This window comes from uncultured Salinicola sp. (genome assembly GCF_937921195.1).
GTDB lineage: Bacteria > Pseudomonadota > Gammaproteobacteria > Pseudomonadales > Halomonadaceae > Salinicola.
Window position 1 is genome coordinate 78,554 of the sequence record NZ_CALFQK010000166.1, and the last position, 19,590, is coordinate 98,143.

Consider the following 19,590-nt stretch of genomic DNA (forward strand, 5'->3'; position numbering starts at 1 on the left):
CGGTTTCGAATCGACCAGAGTGCGCTCAGGTCGTCGGGCGTTGCCGGGCGAAAGGCGAGGTCATCGCACATCGCTCAGCGCATCCCCGAGGTCTTGTTCAGGTTTTCCGGGCCGAAGGAGTCGGGCAGCAGTTCGTCCATGGTATAGCGCTTGAGCGGGCTGCCCTTGCCGTCGAGGACCACGATCCGGGTCTTCGGCGTGGCGAATTCCCGAATGCGTTGCCGGCAGTCGCCGCAGGGGGTGCAGAGATGCTCGCCGGGGCCGATGACGTAGATCGTGCGTATCTCGCGCTCGCCGCTGGAGATCAGCCCGGCGATGGCGCTGGCCTCGGCGCAGAGGCCCTTGTAGTTGGCGCTCTCGACGTTGCAGCCCGCGTAGGTCTTGCCGCTCTCGCTGATCAGCACCGCGCCCACCGGGTGGCCGGAGTAGGGCACGTAGGCGTGATCGCGAACGTTCAGTGCCGTCCGCCGGACGTCGTCGGGTACCTGGATGTCGCTCATCGGCTCGTCTCCCGGTCATCGCGCAGCAGCCCTTCCAGGGTGATCGCCATCATCTCGGCAAAGCCTGTCTGGCGCGCCTGGGCATCGAGCGCCTCGCCGGCGAGGATATGGTCGGAGACGGTGCACACGGTCAGCGCGCGGGCGCCGAACTCGGCGGCGACCCCATACAGGCCGGCGGCCTCCATCTCGACGCCGAGAATGCCGTGGCGCTTCATGGTCTGAAAGAAGTCGACGTCCGGCGTGTAGAACAGATCCGCCGAAAACAGGTTGCCGACTTTCACGGGCGTGCCGCGTTCACGGGCGGCGTCCGCCGCATGGCGGACGAGCTCGAAATCGGCGATGGCGGCAAAATCGTGACCGCCGAAGCGGGCGCGGTTGACGCCGGAGTCGGTACTCGCCCCCATGCCGATGACGATGTCGTTGACCGCGACGTCGTCGCGCACCGCACCGCAGGAGCCGACCCGGACCAGCCGCTCGACACCGTATTCGGTGATCAGCTCCTTGGCGTAGATGGAGCAGGAAGGAATGCCCATGCCGCTGCCCATCACCGATATCCTGCGACCCTGGTAGGTGCCGGTAAAGCCGAGCATGTTGCGCACCCGGTTGACGCACTCCACATCGTCGAGAAAGGTTTCGGCGATGAACTGGGCTCGCAGCGGGTCGCCAGGCATCAATACGGTGTCGGCGAAGGCGCCCGGTTGGGCGTCGATATGCGGGGTTGCCATCAGTTGTCTCCCTGGGGCGATTCCGTCAGTAGTGAACGCCCATGGTCCATCAAGGTCAGTCCGAAATGCTCGGCCAGGGTCTGGCCGATATCGGCGTAGCTTTCGCGGCGGCCGTAGTTGCCGGGGGCCAGCCTGTCACTTGCGACCAGGATGGGCACCTGTTCACGGGTGTGGTCGGTCCCGCGCCAGGTCGGGTCGTTGCCGTGATCGGCGGTGAGGATCAGCAGGTCGCCGGGCTCGAGCCTGGCCATCACCTCCGGCAGGCGCCGGTCGAAGGCTTCCAGTGCGCCGGCATAGCCTTCCGGATCGCGGCGATGGCCGTAGAGGGTGTCGAAGTCGACGAAGTTGGTCATTACCAGGGTTCGATCGCCGGCGTCGCCGATGGCGGCGAGGGTGGCGTCGAACAGCGCCTCGAAGCCGTGGGCCTTGCGCACTTCGCTGACCCCGCAATGGGCGTAGATGTCGCCGATCTTGCCGACGCCCAGTACCCTGCCGCCGTCGTCGTGCAGCTTCTGCAGCACGGTCGGCGTCGGCGGTTCGATGGCATAGTCGCGACGGTTGCCGGTGCGCTCGAACGTTTCCGACGTTTCGCCGATGAACGGTCGGGCAATGACGCGGCCGATGTTGTAGGGCATCAGCAGTTCGCGGGCGATCTCGCACAGTCGGTACAGGCGATCGAGACCGAAGTGGGTCTCATGGGCGGCGATCTGGAACACGGAATCCGCCGAGGTATAGACGATCGGCTTGCCGCTGGCGATGTGCGCTTCGCCCAGCGCCTCTATCACCGGCACACCGGAGGCGTGGCAGTTACCGAGCACGCCGGGCAGATCGGCGCGCTCGATCAACGCCTCGAGCAGGTCTGGCGGGAAGCTGTTCTCGCGTTCGGTGAAGTAGCCCCATTCGAACAGTGCCGGTACGCCGGCGATCTCCCAGTGGCCGGAGGGGGTGTCCTTGCCGGAGGAGATTTCGCGGGCGCAGGCCCAGGCACCCTCGACGGTGTCGGGAACGTCGACGCCGGCCGCCCAGTCGCCGGTGCTCAGCCGATGGGCGTGATAGAGCCCCAGGCGAGCCAGGTTGGGTAGCTCGAGCGGCCGGCCGGCATCGGCGCGATAGCGGGCGATATGGCCGAGCGTGTCGGAACCGGTGTCGCCGTAGTCCGCGGCGTCCGGGGCGTTGCCGATGCCGAAGGAGTCGAGGACCAGCAGAATCGCACGTTTCATCTCTTCTCCTCGTTCATGACAGGTCTTCCTGACGCAGCGTGGCGTGAACCAGCGGCGGCTGCTCGACGGGCACCTCGCTCAGGTCGAAGGCGCGACGCAGGCGTTGGCTGACGGCGTCGGCAGCGGCCCGATCCACGGCATGGATGCGTGCCAGCGGCTGCCCCGGTTCGATGCGCTGGCCGAGCGGGGCGATGTGTGAGAGGCCGACTCGGTGATCGATGGCGTCACCCGCGTTGCGTCGGCCGCCGCCCAACTCGACCACGCCAAGGCCGAGCGCGCGCGTGTCGATGGCGCTGAGGAAACCCGCCCGATCCGCCTCGAGATCGACCGTGACCGGGGCGGTGGGGAGATAGTGGCCGGCACGCTCCGCCAGATCGCCCGGGCCGCCGAGCCCCTGCACCATGCGCGAGAAGCGCTCGAGAGCCTCGCCGGAGTCGAGCGCGCGGTCCAGCCGCTGGTCGGCATCTGCGGCATCGCTGGCCAGGCCGGACTGGAGCAGCATCTCCTGGGCCAACGACCGCGTCACCTGATAGAGGCGGCTCTCTTTACCATGACCGCCAAGCAGCCGCAGTGCCTCGAAGACTTCCAGTGAATTGCCGGCGCAGTCGGCCAGCGGCTGGTTCATGTCGGTCAACAGTACGCTGGTCCGGGTGCCCGCACTGCAACCGATGGTGACGATCGCCTCGGCCAGTTCCCGGGACGCTTCCTGCGTCGGCATGAAGGCGCCGCTGCCGACCTTGACGTCCATCACCAGCGTCTCGAGGCCGCAGGCGAGCTTCTTGCCCAGAATCGAGGCCACGATCAACGGGATCGACTCCACCGTGGCGGTCACGTCGCGCACGCCATAGAGGCGCTTGTCGGCCGGCGCCAGCGACCCGGTCTGGCCGATGATCGCGACGCCGACCTCTTTCACCAGGCGGCGGAAAACGGCGTCGGATGGCGTAACGTCGTAGCCGGGAATCGATTCGAGCTTGTCCAGGGTGCCGCCGGTGTGGCCGAGGCCGCGCCCGGAGACCATCGGTACATGGCCACCGCAGGCGGCGACCCAGGGGCCGAGGATCAGCGATACCAGATCGCCGACACCGCCGGTGGAGTGCTTGTCGAGTACCGGGCCGGCGCACTCGAGATCGTCGGGGCCGCCCCAGCGCATCACCTGCCCGGAGTCGCGGATCGATTCGGTCAGCGCCACCGCCTCGTCCCGGTTCATGCCGTTGAGATAGACGGCCATGGCGAACGCGCCGATCTGCGCGTCGCCGATGCTGCCGTCGGCGATGCCGCCCATGACCAGATCGAGCATCTTGCGGTCGAGGGTCTGTCCATCGCGCTTACGTCGAATGATTTCCTGCGTCAGCATGGCACTCTCCGCTCGTGGTCGACCTGATTCAGTATCCGCCGCCGGTCGGTTGGGTGTCGTCGCCGGACAGCGTCGCGAGCAGCGCATCCAGTAGGCCGGAAGCGCCGAAGCGGAAGTGCGCCGGGGTGAGCCACGCCTCGCCCATGATGCCGGCGGCCAGATCCAGGTAGGCCTTGGCATCCTCGGTGGATCGGATGCCGCCGGCCGCCTTGAAGCCGACGTCGCGGCCGCTGTCGCGAATGGCGGAGAGCAGGATGTCGGCGGCTTCCAGCGTAGCGTTGACCGCCACCTTGCCGGTGGAGGTCTTGAGGAAGTCCGCACCGCACTCCAGCGCAATATCCGCGGCCTGGCGGATCAACGCCGGATCCTCGAGTTCGCCGGTTTCCAGTATCACCTTGAGCAGCCGATCGCCGCAGGCGTCGCGGCAGGCTGCGACCAGGGCGCGTCCCGACTCGGCATCGCCGCCGATCAGCGCCTTGTAGGGAAATACCACGTCGACCTCGTCGGCACCGGCCGCGACGGCTGCCCGGGTCTCGCGGCAGGCGCGCTCGACGTTGACGCTACCGTCGGGGAAATTGGTCACCGTGGCGATCCGTACCCGGTCGCGAATTCCCATGGCCGTCAGTTCGCGATCCGCCGCGTCGATGAACGCCGGGTAGAGGCAGACCGCGGCGGGGGCGCCGTACGGCGTGTCGGTACGACGACACAGTGTCCGGATGGTAGCGTCATCGTCGTCATCGTTGAGCGAGGTGAGGTCCATCATGGCCAGCGCCCGGCTGGCGGCTTGCTCGAGACTGCTCATCTTCCTATCTCCTTGTCCGGCGTGTTGGTGGCGGCTTCCTGCCGAGCCCGGCTCCCGGCATGTCTCCGCCGAGTCTGCCGGGGTTTCATGGCGATCATGCGATACGCATCCCGGTTCAGGCCGTGCCGGCCAGCGACAGGAAGATCCCGGCCAGGGTGGCCGACATCAGGTTGGACAGGGTGCCGGCAAGTACGGCCTTGAGGCCGTAGCGGGCGATCTCGGGCCGGCGGCTGGGCGCCAGCGTGCCCAGACCGCCGAGCAGGATCGCGATCGATGAGAGGTTGGCGAACCCGCACAGCGCGAACGACAGGATCGCGGCGGTATGGGCGGACATCGCCTGGCCGGTCGACTCGACCACGGTATCCCCGCTGATATAGGGGGCCAGGTTGATGTACGCCACGAACTCATTGACCACCAGCTTCTGGCCGATGAACGAGCCCGCCAGTGTCGCTTCATGCCAGGGAATGCCGAGCACGAACGCCAGCGGCGAGAACAACCAGCCGAGGATCATCGACAGGCTCAGCGAATCCATCCCGAACCAGCCCCCGACGCCACCCAGGATGCCGTCGATCAGGGCGATCAGGCCGATGAAGGCCAGCAGCATCGCGCCCACGTTGGCGGCCAGCATCAGGCCCGACGAGGCGCCGGAAGCGGCGGCATCCAGTACGTTGGCCGGTTTGTCCTCGGCTTCCAGTACATCCTTGGCCTGACGCGTGTCATCGTCGGGATTCTCCGTCTCCGGCATCAGGATCTTGGCGAACAGCAAACCGCCTGGCGCGGCCATGAACGAGGCGGCGATCAGATACTCCATCGGGATGCCGAGCTCGGCGTAGCCGGCCAGAACGGAGCCGGCAACGGACGCAAGCCCGCCGCACATGACCGCGAACAGTTCCGAGCGGGTCATGCTGGCCAGGAACGGGCGCACCACCAGTGGCGCCTCGGTCTGGCCGACGAAGATGTTGGCGGTGGCGGAGAGCGACTCGGTGCGCGAGGTGCCCAGTACCTTCTGCAGCGCGCCACCCAGAATCCGCACGACCCACTGCATGATGCCCAGATAGTAGAGAACGGCCGTCAGCGACGAGAAGAAGATGATGATCGGCAACACCTTGATGGCGAAGACGAAGCCGACATTGGTCGGATCGGCCAGGTTGCCGAACAGGAAGCCGATGCCGTCGTTGGCATAGCTGATGACCTGGCTGACGGCGCTGGAGACCGATCCCAGCACGGCCTGGCCGAACGGCACGTAGAGCACGAAGGCACCGATGCCGGCTTGAATGGCAAAGGCGCCGATGACGGTGCGAAGGCTGATCGCCTTGCGGTTGCTCGAAAAGATCAGCGCGATCAGCAGCAGCACGACGACGCCGACCAGGCCCATGATGAGTGTCATGTTGTTGTCCTTGGTGTTGGTCCTGATGGGTAGAAAACGCCTTTCGACAGGACATCTTCTTGAGATGTTTTTAACATTTTTTGGTTTTCCCCGTCACTTGTTGTTTTTATTCTCACAAGCTCATAGAGTACTTTTGGACAAAGAATGGGCCCATATGTAGTGCTTTACGACCTATTTCCGAGTCACTATTGCGTAGCAGTGACGCGATGGCATGCCTGTGCCAGCCACAGGCGGTCAGGGGAATGAAAAAATAGTCACAAATCGGCGATAACCGTCTGGACGATGACGCAGCCGCAATGACGGCACGATGACAACACAATAAGAGTAGGGGAATGGCATGGTAGAACGAATCGCACGGCCAATGGGTGCTATGGAATGGTGGCCGAAAGGAGGATCTCGCCATCTGGCGTTGTCGGTGTCGCTGGGATTGGGGGCGATGACGCTGGCCGCGTTCCCGGCCTGGGCCGCCGACGGTCAGGGCGACGCGCCGGTCATCGAGCAGGAGACGCCGGACGAAGGGCCGGCGGCAGAGGGGCAGACCGCCGACGGGCCCTATCTGTCCGATTGGTATCACCAGAACCTCACCGTCATCGGCAGCAAGAACATCCGGTTCGGGCCGCAGCAGGTCGACGATATCTACCTGGAGTACGAATTCTTCGGTCGCAAGGGGCCGCTGGACCTCTACGGTTATATCGATTTCCCGAAATTCTTCGGTGTCGGCAATGCAGCGGACAGTGGCATCTTCGACAAGGGGTCGCCGGTGTTCATGGAGCTGGAGCCGCGTCTCTCCATCGACGACATGACCGGCCAGGACCTGAGTTTCGGCCCGTTCAAGGAGTGGTTCGTCGCCTTCGACTATATCTTCGACTGGGGACATACCACGGAGAGCCGTCAGAACACGCTCTATGCCGGCCTGGGCACCGATATCGATACCGGCTCGCCGCTCGGGCTCTCGTTCAATCTCTACAAGCGTCGCCAGTGGGAAAACTACGGTGCCGCCAACGAGCACTCCTGGGACGGCTACCGCGCGCAGTTGAACTACTCCTATCCGCTGGGCAGCTTCGATAACGGTGCGTCGCTGGTCTACGTCGGTTTCACCAACCACGACTTCGGTTCGGACCTGGGCGACAACGATCCGACCCGTACCAACGAGTCGACCGTGGCGACCAACGTGCTGCTGTACCAGTTCACGCATCTGCGCTTCATGGCAGTGGCACGCTATTTCCACAACGGCGGCCAGTGGAACGATGGCGAGATGGCGCCGTTCCCCAACAGTCACGGCGACAGCTTCGAGTTGCGTTCCACCGGATGGGGTTACTACTTCGGCGTTGGCTGGCAGTTCTGACGCTGCTGGAGTGGATTCGTCGACGAGGAGCCCGCGGGCTCCTCGCTGCGTTACGGGGTAACATCGATGACCGGCGGTGATACCGTGCCAGCTGGTGAGTGTCCAAGGAAGAGACATGGCGCGTGAAACGATGTCGCAACACCCTGATCGGGAAGATAATGTCGGGAGAATGTCATGAATGGCCGCAGCGCCGTGAGGCTCGAGAGACTCCGTGAAGCGATCCGGCGCAACGGCGCGCTTCCGCTGGCCGATGCGGCGACGCTGTGCGACGTCTCCGAGATGACGGTGAGGCGGGACATCGCCGCCAGTAACGGTGCCATCATCTCCTTTGGTGGCCACCTGGTCATGGCCGACAACCCTCAGTTTGCCGCCGCCTATAATCTCGATGCACAGAGAGATCGCTATGCGAAGGCCAAGCAACGTCTCTGCGAGGCGGTCGTGTCGATGATCGAGGAGGGTGATACCGTCTTCGTCGATTGTGGCACGACGTTGATGCCGTTCTGCGCGTTGCTGCCGCGCGAGATGAACGTGACCATCGTGACCTATGCCCTCAACGTCGCCAACGCGTTCAGCCAGCGCGACATGCCCAACATGCGCCTGGTGGTGCTGGGCGGGCTCTACTACGCCGCTTCCGACTCCTTCGGCGGGCAGGACGTCACCACGGCGATTCGCCGCCTGGGTATCAACAAGGCGCTGATCTCCGCTGCCGGGGTCCATGCCGAAAAGGGAGCAAGCTGTTTCCACTTCCATGAAGTGGCACCCAAGCAGGCCGCCATCGAACATGCGGAACGCAGGATCCTGGTCGCCGACGAGAGCAAGCTCGATGTGATGCGAGCGGCGTTCTTCGCCGAACTGCCGGACTTCGACACCCTGTTGACCAGCGGCGATCCCGGGCGGACCTGGCGCGGCCGGATGACCGAAGAGGCCGCCTCGAAGATCCAGGTGGTTTGATGCGCCCTACGACAAGCAGGGTTTTTTGACCGATTTATCCGACTTTTTGCAGGAGGATTTCGCTTCGACCTGAAGGTAGGATGGCTAGACTTCCTTCTTTTCGCACAGGTGACCGGATCGATGTCTTCCTCCTCATCCTCTCTTCAGAGTCCAACCGTACCGCTTCGTACGCCCGCTGATGCCCATTACTATCCCGCTTCGATCGTCGGCTTCGATGCCGCCGATGCGGGCCGCTACGCCTTGCGTTCCCCCGCCACCGGGGAGGTGATCGCAGAGGTCGCCGACTGCGGCGTGGCGCAGGCGAAGCTGGCCGCCGACAACGCCCAGCGCGGCTTCGAGGCGTGGCGCAAGACCACCGCCTTCGAACGGGCGGCTCTGCTCAAGGCGTGGCACCGGGCGATGATGGAGGCCAAGGAAATCCTCGCCGTCACCATGTCCCGGGAGATGGGCAAGCCGATCCGCGAGGCGCGGGGGGAAGTCGACTATGCCGCCAGCTTCCTGGAGTGGTACGCGGAGCAGGCCAAGCGTATCGATGGCGACATCCTGCCCAGCCAGCATCCGGACAAGCGGCTCGCCGTGCTGCGTCAGCCGGTCGGCCCGGTGCTCGCGATCACGCCATGGAACTTCCCGGCCGCCATGATTACCCGCAAGGTGGCACCGGGGCTGGCGGCAGGCTGCTCGGTGATCGTCAAGCCGGCGGAGCAGACGCCGGTCACGGCGCTGCTGCTGGCCCAGCTCTGGCAGCAGGCCGGCGGTCCGGCGGAGGTGTTCCAGGTGATCACCGCCGAGCGACCCGCGGCGGTCAGCGACGCTCTGATGGAAGATCGACGCATCCGCAAGGTGACCTTCACCGGCAGCACCCCGGTCGGCAAGCATCTCTACGCCAAGTCCGCCGCCACCATGAAGCGCATGTCGCTGGAGCTGGGCGGGCACGCGCCGTTCCTGGTCTTCGACGACGCCGACATCGAGGCCGCGGTGGCCGAGGTGATGGCGAGCAAGTTCCGCAATGGCGGCCAGACCTGCGTCTGTGCCAATCGCATCTACGTTCAGCGTGGCATTCTCGACGCCTTCTCCGCGCGTCTGACCGCGGCGGTCGACGAACTGCGCATGGGGCAGCCGGAGGACGAGACGACCCAGATCGGTCCGCTGGTCAGTCAGGCCGGGCGCGACAAGGCGCAGTCTCACATCGACGATGCGCTGGCCAAGGGCGCGAAGCGTTTGACCGCGGCGCGGGATGTCGACGGGTTCTTCGTCGCGCCGACGGTGCTCGCGGACGTTTCCAACGACATGCAGATCATGCAGGAGGAGACCTTCGGACCCGTCGCGCCGCTGATCGTATTCGACAGCGAGGAAGAGGCGATCGCCGCCGCCAACGCCACGCCGTTCGGCCTCGCCGCCTACCTTTGGACCCGCAATCTGGGTCGGGCGGCACGGGTTTCCGAAGTGCTGGACTACGGTATCGTCGGCGTCAACGATGGCGCGCCTTCCGTGCCCCAGGCGCCGTTCGGCGGCGTCAAGGACAGCGGCCTGGGTCGCGAGGGTGGCCGCTACGGCATCGATGAATATCTCGATACCAAGTTCGTCTCGACGCGGCTGGATGGCTGACCGCCGTGTCGGTTGACGAGGCCGGCATGGCGCGACCGCCGGTCGAACTCGACCTGGCCACGGCGCTGCGTGAGACCAATCTGCGCCACGCTCGCGTGGTGGCTGGCGAGCGTTCGCTGGATCGACCGTTGCGCTGGGTGCACATGGTCGATCATCCCGATATCGTCGCCTGGGTTCGCGCGGGCCAACTGCTGCTGACCACCGGTTATCACTGGCCTGACGAGCCGTCCGCCGAGCGGGCACTGATCGAGGCGCTGGTGAAGAAGGAGCTGGCCGGCGTGGCGCTAGCGGTGCCGAGGTTCCTCACCGCCTTTCCCGAGACCAGCCGGCGCGTGGCCGAAGCGCTGGATTTTCCGCTCTTGGAGATCCCCTGGGACGTTCCGTTCAGCCAGATCACCGAGGAGGTGCACGCCTGGCTGATCGCCCGCCAGGGACAGTTGATCGCCCAGGCGGAGCGGATTCATCGCGACCTCACCCGGTCGGCGCTGACGGCGCGCAGCCTGGGCGATATCGCCACGGCATTGAGCCTGCTGCTCGAGCGGGACGTGCTCTTCACCGGTCTGGAGGGCGAATGGCTGGGGGGAAGCGCCGGGATCGAGGCGATGCGCCTGCCGACCTCGGCCATGCTGGCTGATGCCCAGTTTCTGACCGCGGTCTCGGCGCGCTCCCTGGGCGAGGAGGGCGGCGGCCGAATGCTGGCCTGCCCGGTGCGAATTCTGGAGGTGCCGGCCGCCACGCTGTGGATCGACGAGACGGCTTCTCCCGTGGGCGAGATGGAACGGCGCGCCGCCGAGCAGGCCGCCCTGATCTCGGCGCTGCACCTGTCCCACCAACGGGCGCTGCAGGCACAGGAAACCCGGCTCGGCTACGCCTTCGTCGACTCGCTGCTGGAGGGACGATTCGAGCCCACCCCGGCCGCGCTGGAGCGCGCGTCGCTGCAGGGGTGGGATCCTCATACCGGCTACCATGTCTGTGCCATCCTGCTCAACGAGCCGGTGCCGCTGAGCCGGGACGGGCTGCTGCGTCGGGAGCGATGGGAGCGTCGCCTGAGGGAGCAGCTCGAGGCACAGGGCCTGCCGCCGCTGATCTCCGTCTCGCTCAACCAACTGCTGTTCCTGGTTCGCACCGATATCTCGACGGCAATGCTCTGGCGCGAACTCAACGATGGCGCGGCGGCCATGGCGATCAGTCGCGAAGTGCGGGGGGCGACGGCCATTGCCGAGGGTGCCGGAGACGTGGCGCGCCTGCTGCCCTCCCTCAGGCCGGGAGAGCGCCGGGATTTCGAAGCCTTGCTGTTCGACCGGGTGCTGGAGGGCGATACCGAGGCTCGACGACTGTTCCTCGAGCGTATTTCCCGTGCCCTGGGGCAAGGCGCGCGACGGCAGAGCGCCATCGAGACGCTCTCGGCACTGGCGGACAGTGGCTTTCAGTTGGCGCGGGCCGCCCGTGCGCTCGATATCCATATCAGCACGCTGCGTTACCGGATCGAGCGATTGGAGACAGCGCTGGGCATGCCCCTGAACGACGCCGACGCCAGACTGCAGCTCCAGGTCGCCATGCGCCTGCTCAATACGGATTCCGGCTGAACGCCGGCCGAATCATCGACATACGACGTTGGAAACGCATCTCGACACTACCAGAGGGATCCCCATGCAATTGACGGATTTCACCACCCTGACCTTCGACGTCTACGGCACCCTGATCGACTGGGAGAGCGGCATGGTCGCCGGGCTGCAGCCACTGCTGCAGCGCACCGGGCAGAGCCTGAGTCGCGACCAGGTGCTCGAGGCGCACGCCCGGCATGAATCGGCCCAGCAGCGTTACACGCCGCATCTGCAGTACCGGCTGCTGTTGGCGGTCGTCTACAAGCGCCTGGCGGAAGAGTGGGGCGTGGCGGTCAGCCACGACGAGTGCCTTGCCTATGGCGACTTCGTCAAGCAGTGGCCGGCTTTCGCCGACACGGCAGAGGCGCTCGGCTATCTCAAGCAGCACTACAAGCTGGTGGTGCTATCCAACGTCGACAACGAGAGCTTCGCCTACAGCCAGCGCAAGCTTGGTGTCGAGTTCGATGCGGTCTACACGGCCGAGGACATCGGCTCCTACAAGCCGGCGGCGCGCAACTTCGACTATATGCTGGAAAAACTCGGTGAGCGCGGGATCGACAAGTCGGAAATCCTGCATACCGCCGAGAGCATGTTCCACGACCACCAGCCGGCCAACCGGTATGGATTGGCCAACTGCTGGATCTATCGTCGCCACGACAAGGAAGGCTTCGGCGCGACCATGAATCCAGGCGACATGCCGAGGGTCGACTTCCGCTTCAACAGCATGGCGGCGCTCGCCGAGGCGCATCGCGAGTTGGTTTGACCGACGCTAGCGAAGCGTCGACCACACCTGCGCTTCGCTGATTCCCAGCGCCTCGAACTCCGCCTGCCTTAGAGGCGCTTCGTCGAGCAGGAAGAATTCGTCGAGCTGTGGCGGTGCGACATCGCTCTCCGAGAGCATGGCGTGAACCTGACCACGGTGATGCGTCTGGTGGACGAAGAGGTGCGCCAGCACGCGATGTGCCGGTTCCAGCTGCCGGCGCTCGGCCCGTTGGAGCGTGACGTTTTCGGCCAGCGTCGAGGGGGTCAGCGCTTCGCAGACAGCGACCAGGCGCCGGTCCAGCGCTTCCTGGGCCGGCCACAGCGCATCGATGCTCGCGTGCGGGGTCTCGTCCTCGAATGCCCGCTGACCGAGCGTGCCCTCCTCGAGCGCGTCGATATAGTAGGCGTCGACGACCAGGATATGGTTGAGCGTGGCACGGATCGAGGGGAAGAAGCTGCTGCGCCTGGCCTGGAGTTCGGCCACCGGCAATGGGGCGCAGGCCTTCAGCAGACGATGGTTGGACCACAGATTGCAGTAGGCTTGATGGCGAAAGTGTTCGATCATGGCAGGAGTCCCTCACGCTTCTCTTCAGCATCGCAGGAATCGTCATGGAAATCCTACACGGTCTGATCGTCATCACCTTCGTGCATCTGCTGGCGGCCGCCTCGCCGGGGCCGGACTTCGTGCTGGTCACCCAGCAGACGCTCAACCACGGCAAGCGTATCGGCCTACTGTGCAGCCTGGGCATTGCGCTGGGGCTGTCGATTCATATCGTCTATTCCGCTTTCGGGCTGGCGGCGGTGATTGCCAATTCCGCCGAAGCGTTGTGGGCGATCAAACTGCTGGGCGGGGCTTATCTTCTTTATCTCGGCATCAAGGGGTTGCGATCCCGACCCGCCTCCCTCGAGCCAGGCACTGACAACGCTGAAACCCTGCCGCCGCGTTCGGCGCTGCGTACCGTCGGCACGGGCTTTCTCTGCAACGCGCTCAATCCCAAGGCACCCATCTACTTCGTCTCGCTGTTCACCATCGTGCTGTCGCCTGACATGCCGCTCTATCAGATCGCCATCTACGGCGCCTGGATCATGCTCATCCAGTTGGGTTGGTTCTCAGCGGTGGCATTGCTGCTCTCCACGCCGCCAATCCATCGCGCTTTCAAGCGCTTCAGCCACTGGATCGACCGGGTGCTGGGCCTGGCGATGGTGGCGTTGGGCATCAAGGTGCTGACGACGCGGGTGTGAGCCCGAGAATGCCGACGGATCACCGCGCTCTTGGATACTGCGTTAAAATCGAGCTGGTCATCGCTCCTGGGGTCCGTCGGCATCCTCGCCGACGCTTTCTTCCATGGACCATTTTCGGCATCCTGAAACGCATCCACTCAATTGGCGAGGAGCGCTCGTGAAGACTTGGCTGCGTGAACTACCCAAGGTCGAACTGCATTTACATATCGAGGGTTCGCTGGAGCCGGAGCTGATGTTCTCGCTGGCGGCGCGCAATAACGTGGCGCTGCCTTACGACACGGTGGATGAGGTGCGCGCGGCCTACGATTTCAGCGATCTGCAGTCTTTTCTGAATCTTTACTACCAGGGCATGCGGGTGCTGCACACCGAGCAGGATTTCCATGACCTGGCGATGGCGTACTTCGAGCGCGCCAATGAAGAGGGCGTGGTGCATGTCGAGCTGTCGTTCGATCCCCAGGCGCATCTGAACCGCGGGGTCGAGCTGGCGGTCCCGTTCGAGGGATTGCGTCGCGCCATGCGAGACGCAGAGCGCCGCTGGGGCATGACCACGGCGCTGATCATGAGCTTCCTGCGGGATCGTGACGCGAGCGAAGCGATGGACGTGCTCGAGAGAGCGGCGCCCTTCTACGAGTCGATCGACGCCGTCGGACTCGATAGTGCCGAGGTGGGCAATCCGCCGGCCAAGTTCGCGGCGGTGTTCGAGCGGGCCAAGGCGCTGGGTATTCCACGCGTCGCCCACGCGGGGGAAGAGGGGCCGGCGGCCTATATCAGCGAGGCGCTGGACGTACTCGACATCTGTCGAATCGATCATGGCGTGGCTTGCCTGCAGGATGCCGAACTGATGGTTCGCCTGCGGGAGTCGCAGATTCCGCTGACGGTCTGTCCGCTTTCCAACGTGCGATTGAAGGTCGTTCCGACGATGGAAGATCATCCGTTGCCCGCGATGATCGAGCAGGGTGTGAACGTGACGCTCAACTCGGACGATCCGGCCTATTTCGGTGGCGGCGTGCTGAACAATTATTTGGCGTGTTACGAGGCCTTCGAGTGGGATCGTGATCGCTTCAAGCAGCTGGCGGGTAACGCCATCGAGGCCGCGTTCATGCCGGAAACCCGCCGCAGCGAGCTTCTGGAAAGGCTATCGACCTGCTGAACGGTTTCGAATGTCGCGCGACACTGCCCGCTGTCATCGGCGGGCAGTCTCGTTTAGCCCTCTAGATAGGCGGTTTTAGCCCTCTAGATTGGCGGCAGTGTCCTGCGGTGCGGCGGCCAGCCTGGCAAGAAACGGGGTCAGCCGGTCGAGCGCTTCCTTGGCAAGCTCGGGAGCGATAGCGAAGCAGATCCGCAGATAGTCTTCACCTTCCGGGCCGAAGGCACTGCCCGGCGCTACGCCGACTTTGGCTTCCCGCAGAATTCGCTTGGCCGTCTCCAGGCTGGATTCATCGAGCCCGTGAACCTTGAAGAACAGGTAGAAGGTGCCCTGAGGCGAGAATACGGTCACGTTGTCCAGCGCGCTCAGGCCCTCGACCAGGATGTCTCGCGAGGCTCGACAACGTTCGACCTGCTGGCGGATGAATTCGTCGCCATCTTCCAACGCGACGATGCAAGCCCGCTGGATGAACGATGCCACGCCAGTGGTGTTGTACTGGCAGAGGCGGGCGAACAGCTGATCCATGCCTTTAGGGAACACGACCCATCCCGCGCGCCACCCCGTCATGCACCAGTTCTTGGAAAACGTGTTGGTCACCAGAAGCTTGTCATTCGGCCCGCAGATCTGCAGGAAGGATGCCGCTGGGCCTTCGTCGTCATAAACGAAATGGTTGTAGACCTCGTCGGCCACGATCCATAGCCCCTTGTCGCGACAGAACTCCTTCAATCGCTGCATGTCCTCGAGCGGCATGCGCCAGCCCGTCGGGTTGGATGGCGAGTTGATGAAGATGGCGCGAGTGCGGTCTGTCACTTTGGCGAAAAGCTTGTCCAGGTCGAGCGAGATGTCGCCATCCGGGAAGAAATCGAAGGGCACCGAGACGTTGACCCCACCTACGATCTCGATCATCTGCCTGGCGTTGGGCCATGCCGGCGTCGGCATGAGGACCTCGTCGCCTTCATCGAGAATCGCCTGCATGGCCATGGTGACGGCGTTCATGCCGCCAATGGTGACGCAGAAGCGATCGCTGGAGATGTCCGCCTGCCAGTGCCGACGATGGTAGTCGGAGAGCGCCTGGCGCAGTTCGGGCAAGCCTTGAGAGTAGCTGTAACGGGTATCGTCATCCGCCAGTGCATCCATCGCCGCCTGCTTGATGTAGACAGGCGTGGGCAGATCCCCTTCACCGATCCAGAGCCGCACGACCGAGGCATCGTGCCGGGCGAGGTCCGCGACCGCGACGATCTGGTTGTCGGGCATCTCCTGAACGCGGGAAGAGCAGGATTGACGCAGGCTGGCGGGGATTACGTCGAACATGGATGTCTCGCACGTGGGGAGTGGGCCTGCCCAATCTTATAACGCCATCGATTTGACGTGCTAATCGTCTCTTTGGTCGAGCCCCGACGCGCTAACATTTTATAACGCGCTGGATTTGCTAAGGTTTGTAAAACCTGCACTACGATTAGCAAAAGCATTACAGAATAATTGATAAATTTCTGTTGCATGCGGATACAAAAACGTTACTTTTCGCGAATGACGGGGCACTGGTCTCCGCTTCTTCGGTCTGCTGAGGTGAAAGTCGATGGCTGCTCTCGTCACTGTCGTTCGGGTTGATGGCAATGTCTTTTTGATGGACCCGCAAAAGCCCCTGGTTCAGGGGATGGCGGTTCCGGAAGGCGCCACTCTCTTCTCCCCGGACGGCGGCCGACTGATTCTCGCCGACGGTACCGTGCTGCCGTTGAGTGCAGGGCAGCCGTTGACATTGCAGATCATCGAAGGCGTCGCCACGTTGACCATGGCGGAACCTGCTGCGGCGGATCCGGAGGTGGCGGCACTGCAGGCGGCCATCGCTTCCGGACAGGATCCCACGGCCATTCAGGAAGCCCCGGCGGCCGGTGCCGGAGAGGGCGGCGGGACGATGTCGGAGGGCGGCGGTTTCTCCGCGCCTTTCGACATCGCCCGGACCGCACGCGAAGAGTCCAGCACCTATCGCTATGCAGCGACACTGTCCGATCCCGATCGGGTGACGGTGACGCCCGCGAGCTTCAATCCGGAGCCGAACGCGACGCCGGGCGACGGCACGGCAGACGGCGGGGCTACGCCGACCCCGGCCGTCAGTGTCAGCCTCGATGCCATCGCTATCGATGACATCGTCAATCTCGCGGAATCGGGCCAGAGCATCACCGTCAGCGGCAAGGGCGGCGGAGACGCTGTCGCGGGAGACCAGGTCACGGTCACCATCGGTGGTGTCGCCTATTCTGCGGTGCTGGACGAGGATCTCGGCTTTTCGGTTGTCGTCCCGGGCAGCCTGCTGGCTCAATTTCCCTCGGCCACGGCAACGTTGACGCATGCCAGCGAGGGCAGCGTGGTCACCGCGACCTCGACCCGGCCCTACAGTGTCGATCTCGATGCGCCGGCGCCAACCGTGCAGTTGGATACCCTCGCTGACGACGACGTGATCAACGCCGCCGAGTCCGGTCAATCCATTACCCTGACGGGGCGTGTTGGCGGCGATGCCGTGGCGGGCGATACCGTCACCATCGCTATCGGCGGCCAGCAGTATCAGGTTCCGGTCGCCGACGATTTGACCTTTAGCGTCGTCGTGCCGGGCAGCCTCCTGGCAACGGCGCCAGGCTCGACGGTGACGGCCGTAGTCAGCCACACCGATGCGGCCGGCAACACCGGTACCGCCACGACGACGCACGCCTATGGCGTCGACACGACGTCACCGACGCTCGGTATCACCCTGGACACCATTGCCGGCGATGACGTCGTCAACGCCGCCGAAGCCAACCAATCGATCCCGGTGACCGGCAAGGTCAGCGGTGAATACGCCGCCGGCGACCGCGTGACACTGACCGTGGGCAACCAGACCTATACCGGCAGCGTCAAAGCCGACGGCTCGTTCAGCATCACCGTGCCCGGAAACCAGCTGGCCCAGAATGGCTCGATACAGGCCGTTGTCAGCCACACCGATGCGGTTGGCAACACCGGCAGCGCCAATACCGCCGGCAGCTATACCGTCGATACCATCGCGCCGGTCGTCACGATCAGCCTGAATACCATCGCCGGCGACGACGTGATCAACGCCGCCGAATCGCGGCAGAATGTCACCTTGAGCGGCAAGGCCGGCGGCGATGCGGTCAGCGGCGACACGGTGACGATCGAGATAGGCGGCCAGACCTACACCACGACGGTGGGTGCCAACGGCAACTTCAGTGTCTCTGTCCCGGGTGCGGTGCTGGCCAACGCCGGCGCCGACCGGATCAATGCCACGGTCAGCCACACCGACGCGGCCGGCAACACCGGCACCGCCACGACCACGCACACTTATGGTGTCGACACCACGCCGCCAACGGCGATTGCCGATACTGGCTCGACCCAGCAGGAGCAGGGGCTGAGCATCGATGCGGCACACGGTGTTCTGGCCAACGATTCTGACTTGGGAAGCGACGGGTCGACGCTGCATGTCGTTGCCATCAATGGCAGCTCGGAGGGCGTTGGAAAGTCCATCGCCGGTTCCAACGGCGGAACGTTCATCGTTCAATCCGACGGCAGTTATCGATTCTTGCCGGGAGATACCTACAACTCACTCGGTGCGGGCGAAAAAACCACCTCCCAGATCAGTTACACCGTCAGCGATGGCCACGGCAATTTCGCAGTGACAACCTTGACTGCGACGATTGTCGGCACCAACGACGCGGCTATCATCAGCGGCCCTGCTGTTGGCAGCGTCGTTGAAGATAGTGGCGTTAGCGGCGGGAAACTCGCCACGACGGGCACGCTCTCGGTGACCGACATCGATACCGGACAGTCGAGTTTCAACCCGGGTAGCGCGACCTTCATGGGTGCCAGTGGAACGACTGATGGCGTGACCTCCTCGCTGGGCTCGCTTTCCATCACGACCGATGGTCGGTGGACCTTCAATGTCGATGACAGCAAGGTTCAATACCTTGGTGAAGGTCAGGTTCGAACCGAGACCTTTGCAGTGAAATCGGCTGACGGTTCCGCGAGTCAGACCATCACGATCGATATCATCGGCACCAACGATGCCCCTGTTGCCCGCGCCGATACCGGCAGTACGGGTGAGAACGCCACCCTCACCGTCGGCGCCGCTCAGGGCGTACTGACCAATGACAGCGATGTCGATGGCGGCACGCTGAGCGTCAGCGCGGTCAATGGCGTGGCAGGCAGCGTGGGGCAGTCTATCGCCGGCTCCAACGGTGGCATCTTCACGCTGAACGCGGATGGTTCCTATAGCTTCAACCCAGGCTCGGCGTTCGATCGTCTGGCTGCGGGGCAGCAGGACACCACCCAAGTTAGCTACACCGTCAGCGACGGCCAGGGTGGCACCGCTACTTCGACGCTGACCGTGACGGTAACCGGCACCAATGATGCGCCGGTAGCTCGCGCCGATACCGGCAGCACCGGTGAAAATGCCATCCTCAACGTCTCCGCCGCTCGGGGCGTGCTGGCCAACGACAGCGATGTCGACGGCGGCACCCTGAGTGTCAGGGCAGTGAACGGCACCGATGCCAACGTCGGTCAGGCGATCACCGGCTCCAACGGTGGCACCTTTACACTGAACGCGGACGGTTCCTACAGCTTCAATCCGGGCACGGCGTTCGATCGCCTTGCTGCAGGCCAAACTGACAAGACGCAGATCAGCTACACCGTCAGCGACGGTCAGGGTGGCACTTCTACCTCGACACTGACCGTGACGGTGACCGGCACCAACGACGCGCCGGTAGCTCGCGCCGATACCGGCAGCACCGGTGAGAACGCCACCCTCAACGTCTCCGCCGCCCAAGGCGTACTGGCCAACGATAGCGATGTCGATGGCGGGACGCTAACGGTGAGTGCGGTCAATGGCGTGGCAGGTAGCGTGGGGCAGTCTATCACCGGCTCCAACGGCGGCACCTTCACGCTGAACGCGGACGGTTCCTACAGCT

16 protein-coding genes are annotated in these 19,590 nt (G+C 64.3%); 8 read left to right on the forward strand and 8 right to left on the reverse strand.

Features of this window, described 5'->3' with window-relative positions:
* Window positions 1-74: 74 nt before the first annotated feature.
* From Q0602_RS18905 to Q0602_RS18930, 6 genes are all read right to left on the reverse strand, one after another.
* Window positions 75-500, reverse strand: a complete 426-nt coding sequence (locus tag Q0602_RS18905; RefSeq protein ID WP_298846670.1) for a cytidine deaminase — start codon at window positions 498-500, stop codon at window positions 75-77.
* A complete protein-coding gene (deoD, locus tag Q0602_RS18910) occupies window positions 497-1,225 on the reverse strand; it encodes a purine-nucleoside phosphorylase (protein ID WP_298846673.1) in 729 nt (242 codons plus the stop codon). The genes Q0602_RS18905 and deoD overlap by 4 nt, the downstream gene beginning before the upstream one ends.
* Window positions 1,225-2,445 (reverse strand): phosphopentomutase, encoded by a 1,221-nt coding sequence (locus Q0602_RS18915; RefSeq protein ID WP_298846676.1) that lies wholly within the window; start codon window positions 2,443-2,445, stop codon window positions 1,225-1,227. Before Q0602_RS18915 ends, deoD begins: the two co-directional genes overlap by 1 nt.
* 13 nt (window positions 2,446-2,458) lie before the next feature.
* Window positions 2,459-3,799 (reverse strand): thymidine phosphorylase, encoded by a 1,341-nt coding sequence (gene deoA / locus Q0602_RS18920; protein WP_298846679.1) that lies wholly within the window; start codon window positions 3,797-3,799, stop codon window positions 2,459-2,461.
* A 28-nt stretch (window positions 3,800-3,827) separates the two neighbouring features.
* Window positions 3,828-4,601 (reverse strand): deoxyribose-phosphate aldolase, encoded by a 774-nt coding sequence (gene deoC, locus Q0602_RS18925; RefSeq protein ID WP_298846682.1) that lies wholly within the window; start codon window positions 4,599-4,601, stop codon window positions 3,828-3,830.
* Between the two features lie 115 nt (window positions 4,602-4,716).
* Window positions 4,717-5,988, reverse strand: coding sequence for a NupC/NupG family nucleoside CNT transporter (locus tag Q0602_RS18930; RefSeq protein ID WP_298846685.1), 1,272 nt, complete (start codon window positions 5,986-5,988; stop codon window positions 4,717-4,719).
* Window positions 5,989-6,349: 361 nt separating this feature from the next.
* Here Q0602_RS18930 and Q0602_RS18935 point away from each other — a divergent pair, with 361 nt between their 5' ends.
* The 5 genes from Q0602_RS18935 to Q0602_RS18955 all read left to right on the forward strand — a co-directional run bounded on the left by Q0602_RS18935 (window position 6,350) and on the right by Q0602_RS18955 (window position 12,256).
* Window positions 6,350-7,333 (forward strand): nucleoside-specific channel-forming protein Tsx, encoded by a 984-nt coding sequence (locus Q0602_RS18935; protein WP_298846688.1) that lies wholly within the window; start codon window positions 6,350-6,352, stop codon window positions 7,331-7,333.
* A 174-nt stretch (window positions 7,334-7,507) separates the two neighbouring features.
* Window positions 7,508-8,284: a DeoR/GlpR family DNA-binding transcription regulator gene (locus Q0602_RS18940; protein WP_298846691.1), complete on the forward strand. Its 777-nt coding sequence runs from the start codon at window positions 7,508-7,510 to the stop codon at window positions 8,282-8,284.
* Between the two features lie 120 nt (window positions 8,285-8,404).
* Window positions 8,405-9,889, forward strand: coding sequence for an NAD-dependent succinate-semialdehyde dehydrogenase (locus Q0602_RS18945; protein WP_298846693.1), 1,485 nt, complete (start codon window positions 8,405-8,407; stop codon window positions 9,887-9,889).
* A gap of 26 nt (window positions 9,890-9,915) precedes the next feature.
* A complete protein-coding gene (locus Q0602_RS18950; RefSeq protein WP_298846696.1) occupies window positions 9,916-11,475 on the forward strand; it encodes a PucR family transcriptional regulator in 1,560 nt (519 codons plus the stop codon).
* Window positions 11,476-11,539: 64 nt separating this feature from the next.
* Entirely contained in the window at window positions 11,540-12,256 is a 717-nt protein-coding gene (locus tag Q0602_RS18955) for a haloacid dehalogenase type II (protein WP_298846699.1), read from the forward strand.
* Window positions 12,257-12,262: 6 nt separating this feature from the next.
* Here the strand turns inward: Q0602_RS18955 and Q0602_RS18960 are convergent, their stop codons facing one another.
* Window positions 12,263-12,820 (reverse strand): DinB family protein, encoded by a 558-nt coding sequence (locus Q0602_RS18960; protein WP_298846702.1) that lies wholly within the window; start codon window positions 12,818-12,820, stop codon window positions 12,263-12,265.
* Window positions 12,821-12,864: 44 nt separating this feature from the next.
* On the opposite strand from Q0602_RS18960, the gene Q0602_RS18965 reads away from it, so the two are divergent.
* Entirely contained in the window at window positions 12,865-13,497 is a 633-nt protein-coding gene (locus Q0602_RS18965; RefSeq protein WP_298846705.1) for a LysE family transporter, read from the forward strand.
* Window positions 13,498-13,654: 157 nt separating this feature from the next.
* A complete protein-coding gene (locus Q0602_RS18970) occupies window positions 13,655-14,647 on the forward strand; it encodes an adenosine deaminase (RefSeq protein WP_298846708.1) in 993 nt (330 codons plus the stop codon).
* Window positions 14,648-14,722: 75 nt separating this feature from the next.
* On the opposite strand, the gene Q0602_RS18975 is transcribed toward Q0602_RS18970, so the two are convergent.
* Window positions 14,723-15,955, reverse strand: a complete 1,233-nt coding sequence (locus tag Q0602_RS18975) for a pyridoxal phosphate-dependent aminotransferase (protein ID WP_298846710.1) — start codon at window positions 15,953-15,955, stop codon at window positions 14,723-14,725.
* A gap of 265 nt (window positions 15,956-16,220) precedes the next feature.
* On the opposite strand from Q0602_RS18975, the gene Q0602_RS18980 reads away from it, so the two are divergent.
* The coding region (locus Q0602_RS18980) for a retention module-containing protein (protein ID WP_298846712.1) at window positions 16,221-19,590 on the forward strand (3,370 nt) is incomplete at its 3' end.

Bases quoted from the DNA above. Each gene is read 5' to 3' on its own strand.
- Q0602_RS18935 (WP_298846688.1), top strand. From the start codon at position 6,350: ATGGGTGCTATGGAATGGTGGCCGAAAGGAGGATCTCGCCATCTGGCG.
- Q0602_RS18950 (WP_298846696.1), top strand. From the start codon at position 9,916: ATGGCGCGACCGCCGGTCGAACTCGACCTGGCCACGGCGCTGCGTGAG.
- deoA (WP_298846679.1), bottom strand. From the start codon at position 3,799: ATGCTGACGCAGGAAATCATTCGACGTAAGCGCGATGGACAGACCCTC.
- Q0602_RS18940 (WP_298846691.1), top strand. From the start codon at position 7,508: ATGAATGGCCGCAGCGCCGTGAGGCTCGAGAGACTCCGTGAAGCGATC.
- Q0602_RS18965 (WP_298846705.1), top strand. From the start codon at position 12,865: ATGGAAATCCTACACGGTCTGATCGTCATCACCTTCGTGCATCTGCTG.
- Q0602_RS18915 (WP_298846676.1), bottom strand. From the start codon at position 2,445: ATGAAACGTGCGATTCTGCTGGTCCTCGACTCCTTCGGCATCGGCAAC.
- Q0602_RS18945 (WP_298846693.1), top strand. From the start codon at position 8,405: ATGTCTTCCTCCTCATCCTCTCTTCAGAGTCCAACCGTACCGCTTCGT.
- Q0602_RS18905 (WP_298846670.1), bottom strand. From the start codon at position 500: ATGAGCGACATCCAGGTACCCGACGACGTCCGGCGGACGGCACTGAAC.
- Q0602_RS18955 (WP_298846699.1), top strand. From the start codon at position 11,540: ATGCAATTGACGGATTTCACCACCCTGACCTTCGACGTCTACGGCACC.
- Q0602_RS18930 (WP_298846685.1), bottom strand. From the start codon at position 5,988: ATGACACTCATCATGGGCCTGGTCGGCGTCGTCGTGCTGCTGCTGATC.
- Q0602_RS18975 (WP_298846710.1), bottom strand. From the start codon at position 15,955: ATGTTCGACGTAATCCCCGCCAGCCTGCGTCAATCCTGCTCTTCCCGC.
- deoD (WP_298846673.1), bottom strand. From the start codon at position 1,225: ATGGCAACCCCGCATATCGACGCCCAACCGGGCGCCTTCGCCGACACC.
- deoC (WP_298846682.1), bottom strand. From the start codon at position 4,601: ATGAGCAGTCTCGAGCAAGCCGCCAGCCGGGCGCTGGCCATGATGGAC.
- Q0602_RS18960 (WP_298846702.1), bottom strand. From the start codon at position 12,820: ATGATCGAACACTTTCGCCATCAAGCCTACTGCAATCTGTGGTCCAAC.